The organism is Bradyrhizobium manausense (assembly GCF_018129685.1).
GTDB classification, from domain to species: domain Bacteria; phylum Pseudomonadota; class Alphaproteobacteria; order Rhizobiales; family Xanthobacteraceae; genus Bradyrhizobium; species Bradyrhizobium manausense_D.
On sequence record NZ_JAFCLG010000011.1, the window covers coordinates 172,717 to 182,459 of the forward strand.

Annotated in this window: 8 protein-coding genes; 5 read left to right on the forward strand and 3 right to left on the reverse strand. The window is 64.3% G+C overall.

Features of this window, described 5'->3' with window-relative positions; genetic code table 11:
* Positions 1-6 precede the first annotated feature (6 nt).
* Complete coding sequence (locus JQ621_RS24335) at positions 7-2,001, forward strand: methyl-accepting chemotaxis protein (RefSeq protein ID WP_212237391.1); 1,995 nt, start codon at positions 7-9, stop codon at positions 1,999-2,001.
* A 75-nt stretch (positions 2,002-2,076) separates the two neighbouring features.
* Positions 2,077-3,129, forward strand: a complete 1,053-nt coding sequence (locus tag JQ621_RS24340) for a phosphotransferase (RefSeq protein WP_212237392.1) — start codon at positions 2,077-2,079, stop codon at positions 3,127-3,129.
* A 180-nt stretch (positions 3,130-3,309) separates the two neighbouring features.
* Here the strand turns inward: JQ621_RS24340 and JQ621_RS24345 are convergent, their stop codons facing one another.
* Genes JQ621_RS24345 through JQ621_RS24355 form a run of 3 tightly spaced genes read right to left on the reverse strand, consistent with a single transcriptional unit; the run spans position 3,310 to position 6,521 of the window.
* Entirely contained in the window at positions 3,310-4,866 is a 1,557-nt protein-coding gene (locus tag JQ621_RS24345) for an MDR family MFS transporter (protein ID WP_212237394.1), read from the reverse strand.
* Between the two features lie 4 nt (positions 4,867-4,870).
* Positions 4,871-6,046, reverse strand: a complete 1,176-nt coding sequence (locus JQ621_RS24350; RefSeq protein WP_212237397.1) for an HlyD family secretion protein — start codon at positions 6,044-6,046, stop codon at positions 4,871-4,873.
* Entirely contained in the window at positions 6,039-6,521 is a 483-nt protein-coding gene (locus JQ621_RS24355; RefSeq protein ID WP_212237399.1) for a MarR family winged helix-turn-helix transcriptional regulator, read from the reverse strand. The genes JQ621_RS24350 and JQ621_RS24355 overlap by 8 nt, the downstream gene beginning before the upstream one ends.
* A 156-nt stretch (positions 6,522-6,677) precedes the next feature.
* Here JQ621_RS24355 and JQ621_RS24360 point away from each other — a divergent pair, with 156 nt between their 5' ends.
* The 3 genes from JQ621_RS24360 to ispG all read left to right on the forward strand — a co-directional run bounded on the left by JQ621_RS24360 (position 6,678) and on the right by ispG (position 9,543).
* Positions 6,678-7,172, forward strand: a complete 495-nt coding sequence (locus JQ621_RS24360) for a Fur family transcriptional regulator (protein WP_212237401.1) — start codon at positions 6,678-6,680, stop codon at positions 7,170-7,172.
* Between the two features lie 121 nt (positions 7,173-7,293).
* Positions 7,294-8,247, forward strand: a complete 954-nt coding sequence (locus tag JQ621_RS24365; RefSeq protein WP_212237403.1) for a DMT family transporter — start codon at positions 7,294-7,296, stop codon at positions 8,245-8,247.
* Between the two features lie 12 nt (positions 8,248-8,259).
* The gene (gene ispG, locus JQ621_RS24370; protein WP_212237405.1) at positions 8,260-9,543 is read left to right on the forward strand and encodes a flavodoxin-dependent (E)-4-hydroxy-3-methylbut-2-enyl-diphosphate synthase; all 1,284 of its coding nucleotides are present in this window, start codon (positions 8,260-8,262) and stop codon (positions 9,541-9,543) included.
* The last annotated feature ends 200 nt before the right edge of the window (positions 9,544-9,743 follow it).

Sequence of the window (9,743 nt, forward strand, 5' to 3'; positions counted from 1 at the left end):
ACCGTCATGAAACTGCGTTTGTCGATTTCCTCGGCCATCATCGCATTTGGTATTCTGTTAGTGCTGGGCTTCGCGGCGGTCGTCGCCAGTGGCGCTTATGCGCTGCGCGAACTCAAGGTCGGCGGTCCGCTCTATTCCGACATCAAGCTCGGCAACGACCTGGTCGCCGACATTCTGCCGCCGCCGGCCTACGTGCTCGAAGCCTATCTGGAAGCAACGCTGGCCATGCGCGAGCCGGATCAGCTTGCCGCTCACGGCGAGCGTCTCGTCCAGCTCCGCAAGGACTATGAAGACCGCAAGGCGTTCTGGAGCGGATCGAGTCTCGCGCCCGACTTGAAGACCGCGCTGGTCGCGAAATCGGATGCCGAGGTGCAGAAGTTCTGGAAGCTCGTTTCCGATCAACTCCTGCCGGCACTGAAGAACAAGGACGGGGCCGCCGCCGAGCGCGCCTATGCCCAGCTCAAGGGCATCTACACCGCGCACCGCGGCATCATCGACGGCATCGTCGAGGCAGCCAACAAACAGAACTCGGACATGGAGAAGCTCGCGGCTGACCGCGACGCGTCGATCGCCTATGTCGTGTGGGGCGTATCCGCCGCCGTGCTCGCGCTGATCGCGGGAGGTCTCGTCTTCGTTGCGCTCGGGCTCGTCCGCCCGATCGTCCGCATGACCGGTGCCATGCAGAAGCTTGCGACCGGGGATCTCACCGCGGAGGTACCCTATGCCGACCGTCGCGACGAAGTAGGTTCCATGGCGAGCGCACTCGCGGTGTTCAAGCAGGGCGCGCTGGAGAATGCCCGGCTGCGCGACGAGCAGGTCCGCGCCGAAGAGGCGGCGACCCTGGCCAAGCGCAAGGCACTGCTTGGCATGGCGGAGACCGTCGAGCGTGAAACCGGCGCGTCGGTCGAGACTGCTGCCGCGGCAACGCAAGGCGTGGAGCGCACCGCTTCGAACCTTTCGGAGATTGCACACGACCTGTCGACGGAATCGCAGGCGGTGGCCGCCGCCTCCGAGCAGGCGCTGGCCAGCGCGGAAACGGTCTCTTCGGCTGCCGAAGAATTGACCGCCTCGATCCGCGAGATCACGGGCCAGCTTGCGCGTGCGAGCCAGGTGACGAAATCCGCGGTGGCCGGCCGTGAGCAGGCGCGCACGACCATCCAGACGTTGTCAGGCTCGGTGAGAAAGATCGCCGAGGTGTCCGATCTGATCGGGGGCATCGCCGGCCAGACCAATCTGCTGGCGTTGAACGCCACGATCGAGGCAGCGCGCGCAGGCGAGGCCGGACGCGGCTTCGCGGTCGTCGCCGCCGAAGTCAAATCGTTGTCCAACCAGACCGCGAAATCGACCGAAGAGATTGCACGCCTGATCGCCGAGATTCAGACGTCGACCGACGCCGCTGTCGCTGCAGTCGAGGAGATGGGCGGCCAGATCGCCGAGATCGATAGTGTAGCGACGTCCGTCGCAGCTGCGATGGAAGAGCAGGATTCCGCGACCCGCGAGATCGCGCGCTCGATTTCGGAGTCGGCGTCTGCAGCCAGGGAAGTCTCAGCCAAAATCGCGCATGTCAGTCGCGATGCGGATTCGGTCAATGAGCGCGCGTCCGAAATGCGCCAGGCGATCTCCGGCGTCTCATCGAACCTGGCGGCACTTCAGTCGGTCCTGGTCCGGACCGTGCGAAGCTCGACGGACGAGGTCGATCGTCGTCTCACCAGGCGCTATGCGACCGATCTGCAAGTGTCGGTGACCGACAGCAGGCAGGCGATGCACGCGACGACGCTGGTCGACATCTCCGAAGGCGGAGCCTGGATCCGTTGCGCGCCCCAGATCAATATCGGCGAAACCGGCGTGCTGCGCATCAAGGGCCTTGCGCCAGCGCTTCAGTTCACCGTGCGGACCCATGACGGCGATACCGCACATGTGGCCTTCACACTGGCGGCCGGCGAGAGAGCCGAGTTTGCCAGCTGGGTGGCGCGCCATTTCGGCGAGTCTGCGGCGGCCTGATCGCAGGATCGGGTGCGCCTATGGTGCCGGCGGCTGTGATCGTGCAGAATGGCTGCGGCACCGGGGGCGCGATTCATGACATCCTCTCAACTGCCGGCGGTCGCTGAGCCCGGTTACCTGACGGCCGCCTTGCGCAGAGCCGGCGACCTGGATGCCGGCGCCGTGCGCGAGGTGAAGGTGCTGGATGAGCGCGACACCGTCGTCTCGCACATCATCAGGCTCGGCCTGCGTTATGTCGGGGAGTCCGCCGGTGCGCCGCAATCGCTCCTTCTCAAGACCCCGCATGCCGGTTTTGCCAGGACGCTCGCCGATGACGGTCGACGCGAGGTGGTCTTCTACACGAAGCTCGCACCCAAAATGCCGCCGGGGCTGGTCCCGCGTTGCTTTGACGGGCGCTTCGACGAAGAGAGTTTCGACTGGCATCTCCTGCTGGAAGACCTCACCGACAGCCACGAGCTCGCGACGCAATGGCCGCTGCCGCCGTCGCGTGAACAGGCGACCGCGATCGTGACAACGCTTGCGCACTGGCACGCTGCCTGGTGGGACCATCCCGACATCGCCGGCGCCTGGGCGAGTACCGAAGATAGCGCGCAGCGTATCGAAACCTTCGCCGGCCACTACGACCGTTTCGCCGATTTGCTCGGCGATCGCCTCAGCGAAGAGCGGCGCATTCTCTATCGCCGCCTGATCGACCAGTCGACCCGGCTATCCGAGCGCTATCATTCGCACCGTCATCTCAGCATTGCCCATGGCGATGCCCACACATGGAATTTCATGCTGCCACGCGCGGGCGTCACGGACACCGTACGCATCTTCGATCTCGCCATGTGGGACGTCAACGTCCCGACCAACGACCTTGCTTACATGATGGCGGTTCATTGGTTTCCGGAACGCCGGCAGGCGCTCGAACGCCCCCTGCTCAATCTCTATCACGAGACATTGCTCGCCAGCGGAATCACCGGCTACACGCGCGGCGCGCTCGATCGCGACTACCGCTGGTCGGTGCTCTGGCACATCACCAAGCCGGTCTGGCTATGGGCCGCCAACATCCCGCCGGGGATCTGGTGGCACCATCTGGAGCGGGTGATGATGGCGGTCGAGGATCTGGGCTGCGAGGAGTTGTTGTAGGGACATTGTGAGAATGAGGCACGATGGCCGCTACACATTCTCAGTGTCGTCCCGGCGAAGGCCGGGACCCATAACCTTAGCGCGAGCGGATAACTGCGGGTCTTCGCCAAACCCAATCCTGTGGCTATGGGTCCCGGCCTTCGCCGGGACGACGGCGGAGTTTGTGGCGGGAGACGGTAACTACTCCATCACCGCATGTTCCGGCCCGGCCGCCTGCTTGCGCAGCGTGGCTTTGGTCGAGCCGATCATCAGCGCCAGCGGGATGGTGCAGAGGATGAAGAACATCACGAGCGCGTAATCATGCGCGAACGCGATGATCTGCGCCTGCACGCTGACCATGCGGTCGGCCATGGCACGGCCGGCATCGGTGGAGAGGTTGATCATGCCGCGGACGTCGGGCATCTGGAGCGCGTGGTTGAACGGGTTGATGTGCTCGGAGAGGATCGCATAAGTCCTGCGCGTCCCCTGCGTCAGCTGGGCGATGACGATGGAGATACCGACCGAGCTGGCGACGTTGCGCAAGAGCGTCAGCATCGAGGTGCCGTCGGTGCGCAGCTGGTTCGGCAGCGTCAGGAACGACACGGTCGACAGCGGCACGAAGACGAGGCCGAAGCCAAAGCCCTGGATCACGCTGACAATGACGATCTCCGGCACCTGGGTCTGGTCGGTCCAGCCGGTCATCTGGTACAGCGACGCCGCCGTCAGCGTCAGGCCCGAGATGATCAGCGTGCGCGCCTCGATGTACTTCATGATGCGGCCGACCATCATCATGGCGAAGAAGGTGCCGAAGCCGCGGCTGGCGAGCAGGCCGCCGGCGGTCATGATCGGGTAGCCGATGACGTTTTGCAGGTAAGGCGAGGCCAGCGCCATGGTCGAGTACAGCACGAGGCCCATCACCGTCATGAAGATGCAGCCGGTGAGGAAGTTGCGATCCCGAAACAGCGCGAACTGGATGAAGGGGCGCGACGTCGTGAAGGAGTGCGCGAAGAAGTAATAGAAGGCGACGCCCGAGATCACGAACTCGGTCACGATCTCGACCGACTCGAACCAGTCGAGCTGCTCGCCGCGGTCGAGCGCGAGCTGGAGCGCGCCGATCGCGATCGCCAGCGCGCCGAAGCCGAACCAGTCGAATTTGAGGCTGAGGTCCTTCTTGGTCTCGTCCATGAAGACCAGCAGCCCGAACACGGTGATCGCACCGAACGGCAGATTGACGAAGAACACCCAGTGCCAGGAATAGGTCTCGGTCAGCCAGGCGCCGAGCGACGGGCCCATGATCGGGCCCATCATCACGCCCATGCCCCAGATCGACATCGCCTTGGCGCGTTCCTGCAGCGTGTAATAGTCGAGCATGACGGACTGCGACAGCGGCACCAGTGCTGCGCCGAATACGCCCTGCAGCAGGCGGAACAGCACCATCTGGTTGATGTCCTGCGCCAGTCCGCACAGCACGGAGGCAAAGGTGAAGCCACCGGCGCAGATGATGAAGATGCGCTTGCGGCCAAAGCGGTTGGAGATCCAGCCCACCGGCGCCGTCATGATCGCGGCGGCGACGATATAGGAGGTCAGCACCCAGTTGATCTGGTCCTGCGAGGCCGACAGCGTGCCCTGCATGTAGGGCAGGGCGACGTTGGCGATGGTGGTGTCCAGCGCCTGCATGATGGTCGCCGTCATGGCGCAGATCGTCACCATGTTCCGGCGCAGGCCGGGGACCATCAAAGCGGGGTTGGATTCCGCCATCGGATCAGTCCTTGTCCTGGTCTTTTTCTTGGCCTGCTGTCGCCGAGAGCCCAAGCAGGCCGGCGAGCGAGCGCTTGTGGCCGGTGTCGATGGTGGCGTAGACGCTCATGCCGGCCTTCAGCTTCTTCACGTATTTGTCGCTCTCGTCGAAATAGATCCTGATCGGCACGCGCTGCACCACCTTGACGAAGTTACCGGTGGCGTTCTGCGGCGGCAGGATCGCGAATTGCGCGCCAGTGCCGGGCGAGAGCGAGCCGATCTTGCCCTTGAAGGCGTGGTTCGGGAACGCGTCGACCTCGAGGGTCACCGGCTGCCCCTCGGTGACGTAAGTGAGATCGCTCTCCTTTGGATTGGCATCGACCCAGGGATGGGCGATGTCGATGATGGAGAACACGGCGGTGCCCGCGGCGACATAGCGGCCGAGCTGGATCTGCTCGACCTGCGTCGCCACGCCATCCATCGAGGCGCGCACCACCGCATGGTCGAGATTGCGCTCCGCATTCTCGAGCTTGGACTTGGCAGAGGCGTAAGGCGGGAATTTCTCGAGCGGCAAGTCAGTGTCGCCGAGCAGCTGGGTCTTGGCGGTCGAGATCTGCTGCTTGACGTATTGCGCAATCGAGCCCGACGTGACCAGCGCGTTCGAGGCGTTGTCGAGATCGAGCTGCGAGCCGAAACTGTTCTTCACCAGCGCCTGCTTGCGCTCGACGTCGCGCTGTTTCAGGTCGACGCCCTTCTGGGCGAGATCGAGCATGTCGCCGTAAATCTTGATATTGGCGCGCAGACTGTCATAGGTGGTCTGCGCCTGCATGACCTGCGCCTTGGCCTCGTCCACCGCAAGACGGAACGGCACCGGGTCGATCTCGAACAGCACGTCGCCCTGCTTGACCAGCTGGCCTTCCCTCACGACGACCTTCTCGATCTTGCCGGAGATGTCGGGCGTGACCAGCACCTTCTGGGCGCCGACATAGGCGTCGTCAGTGCCGACATAGCGACCGCCATTGAGATAGAAGGTGAGGCCGGCAGCCACGGCGACGAATGGCAGCACCACCATCAGCAGAAAGCGGCGATAGCGGCGCAGGCCGGCGACGAAGCGGCGGCGGGGGTCGGTGCCGGCCTTCTTGGTCGGCTTGCCGCTGTCGATTTTCTGCTCGGGCTGGAATTTGAGGACTTGTTCAGCCATAGCGCTGCTCCTTACGCGCTTGTTCCGCCCCGGAGGTCTGGATCGCGGTTCGCACGTTTTCCTTGATGGTTTCGAGTTGAGTGAGGAGACGGTGGGCGTCCGTCGGGCTGATGCCGTCGAGCGCGTTCGCCGTGAGTTCCGATTTCAGGCCGCTCATCTTGCCGAGCAGCGCGCGGCCGGCCTTCTTGAGATAGAGGCGCTTGACGCGGCGGTCCGTGGCGTCGCTGCGGCGCTCGATCCAGTCGCTGTCGCAGAGCTTGTCGATCAGGCGCGTCAGCGTGATCGGCTGCATCTCCAGCAGTTCGGCGAGCTCCGATTGCTTCATGCCCTCGCTGCGCTCGACCTTCGCCAGCACCGCCCATTGGGCGCGGGTGATGCCGAAACGCCGCGCCTCCTTGTCGGCATAGACGCGCAACAGGCGATAGAGTTCGCCGAGCGTGAACAGGAAGTTCTGGTCGACAGACCCGCGGGTCATAAGCTTGGTCTCCAATGAGCTTGAATATAATAAGGAAGCTTATGATTATTTCACGGCGGTTTAACAGGACGCTGTCCCGCAGCAAAAGCATGGCTGACCGCCGCCGCGCCGGTCGTGCTTTGGGTTCCCCGGCCGAAATGCTAGAAGGCGGGCCGAATGACCCTCGCAAAGCCGGCATTTCCGACGCCCGACCATGATCACGGCCGCTGCACCGCGGACGCGCTGGCGCATGCGGAAGCCGTTTGCGCGCAGCGGGCGCAAAAATTCACGCCCATTCGACGCCAGGTCTTGGGCGCCTTGCTGTCCAGCCATCGGCCGCTCGGCGCCTATGAGATCATCGACGAACTTGCCAAATCGATGCCGCGGCCGGCGCCGATCACGGTCTACCGTGCTCTCGATTTCCTGATGGCGAATGGCCTCGTGCACCGCATCGAGAGCCGCAACGCCTATCTTGCGTGCGCCGCGCACGACCATGACGCGACGTCTGCGGTGGCGTTCCTGATCTGCGAGCGCTGTGGTCTCGTTGGCGAGATCCCGTCCGGGTCCTTTGCCAAGGAGCTCAACACTGCTGCGCGCGCGTCAGGCTTCGCACCGAAATTGTCCGTGGTGGAGATCACGGGCGTCTGCACCCATTGTCAGAAAGCTTCATAAGGATGCATTCGGCTGGAGCCAACGCGGCGGTGTCCACCTCTCCCCTGCGGGGGGAGGTAAAGAGCGCGTCACCGTCTAACCTATAAAGCAACAACGGCGTAAAGCCGGACCTCAGGAAGAAATGTCCTCACCGCAAGCCAACCCGTCGAACACGCGCCCCCTCAGTGCCGGCGCCATCGCCCTGATGCTCATGCTGTGCCTGACCTGGGGGTTCAACCAGATCGCGGTGAAGCTGGTGCTGCCGGATGTGCCGCCAATGCTGCAGGCGATGATTCGTTCAATGGGCGCGCTGCCGGTGCTGTTCCTCATCGGCACGTTTCGCGGCGTCAAATTCTTCGAGAATGACGACACGTGGAAGCCGGGCCTGATCGCGGGGCTGATGTTCGGCATCGAATTCGTGCTGATCTTCCAGGGCCTGCGCCTGACCTCCGCCTCCCGCGCCGTCGTGTTCCTGTACACCGCGCCCTTCTTCGTCGCACTCGGCTCCTATCAGGTGCTGGGCGAGCGCCTTGGCACCACGCAATGGCTGGGACTTGCCGTGAGTTTTGCCGGCGTGGCACTCGCGATCGGCGTGCCGCAGGCCAATGTCGATTCATCGGTCCTGCTCGGCGACCTCCTGATCGTGCTAGGCGCCTCGCTGTGGGCCGCGACGACGTTGGTTGCCAAGGGCACGCGGCTGCGCTTCGCCGCGCCTGAGAAGGCGCTGGGCTACCAGGTTGCGACCTCGATCCCGATCCTGGGCGCGGCGGCGTGGCTGTCAGGCGAATCCATCACTCACACCCCGTCGCCGCTCTCGATCGGCCTGTTGGCCTTCCAGGCGATCTGGGTGGTCGGAACCACGTTCACGCTTTGGTTCGCGCTGGTGAAGGCCTATTCGGCCAGCAAATTGTCCGCTTTTACCTTCATCACCCCTTTGTTTGGCGTGGTGGGTAGCTATTTCATCATGCACGACACCCTGAGCCTGGCCTTTGGGGCGGCGGCCGTCCTTGTAATTGCTGGGCTTTTTCTGGTTAACCGTCCGAGCCAAACGGCCGCGGCGCCGCGCGATGCATTGCTGAACGTCACCAAAACCTGATATTTGGACCCCATGAACAAGCTCGAAACCCCCCTCGATTCCGACATCGCCGGCCCGGCGCCGCGTCATCGGACCACCCAGGTCAAGGTCGGCGACGTCGCCGTCGGCGGCGGCGCGCCGATCGTCGTGCAGTCGATGACCAACACCGACACCGCCGATATCGACGGCACCATCGCCCAGGTCGCAGCGCTCGCGCGCGCCGGCTCCGAAATGGTCCGCATCACCGTGGACCGCGAGGAAGCGGCCGCCGCCGTCCCGCACATCCGCGATGGCCTCGCCAAGCGCGGCATCACGACGCCCCTCATCGGCGACTTCCACTATATCGGCCACAAGCTGCTCGCGGCCTATCCGGCCTGCGCCGAAGCGCTCGCGAAGTATCGCATCAATCCGGGCAATGTCGGCTTCAAGGACAAGCGTGATACGCAGTTCGCCGACATCATCGAGATCGCGAACAAGAACAACAAGCCGGTGCGCATCGGCGCCAATTGGGGCTCGCTCGACCAGGAGCTGCTCACCAGGCTGATGGACGAGAACGCCGCGTCCGCCAATCCGCGCGACGTGCGCGCGGTGACGCGCGAGGCGATGGTGCAGTCGGCGCTGCTCTCGGCCGCGCGCGCCGAAGAGCTCGGCATGCCCAAGGACCGCATCATCCTCTCCGCCAAGGTTTCGGCGGTGCAGGATCTGATCGCGGTCTATCAGGACCTCGCGTCGCGTTCGGATTACGCCATCCATCTCGGCCTCACCGAAGCCGGCATGGGCACCAAGGGCATCGTCGCCTCCTCGGCCGCGCTCGGCATCCTGCTGCAGCAGGGCATCGGCGACACCATCCGGATCTCGCTGACGCCGGAGCCCGGCGGCGACCGCACCCGCGAGGTGCAGGTCGCCCAGGAGCTGTTGCAGACCATGGGCTTCCGCACCTTCGTGCCGCTGGTCGCCGCGTGCCCGGGCTGCGGCCGCACCACCTCGACCACGTTCCAGGAGCTGGCGCGCTCGATCCAGGATTTCATCCGCGACGAGATGCCGAACTGGAAGAGCAAATATCCTGGTGTCGAGGAGCTCAACGTCGCCGTGATGGGCTGCATCGTCAACGGCCCCGGCGAATCCAAGCACGCCAATATCGGCATCTCCCTGCCCGGCACCGGCGAAGCGCCGGCCGCGCCCGTCTTCGTCGACGGCAAGAAGTTCCGCACGCTGCGTGGTCCGACCATCTCCGCCGACTTCAAGGCGCTGGTGATCGACTATATCGACCAGCGCTACGGCCAGGGCGCCAAGGTGCCGGAGACGGCGGCGGAGTAATTTTGCTCCGCTAGCAACCAATCACTCCGCTGTCGTCCCGGCGAAGGCCGGGACCCATACGCCGCGGCAGAATTGTTGCGCGAGATGGTCATTGCCTGCCTTCGCCAAACCACTGCTGCGGCGTATGGGTCCCTGTGTCTGGAAAGTCTGTCATGATGAGAGTGGGCGGGAAGCCGTTGGGTCCTTGGCGCTTGACGCCG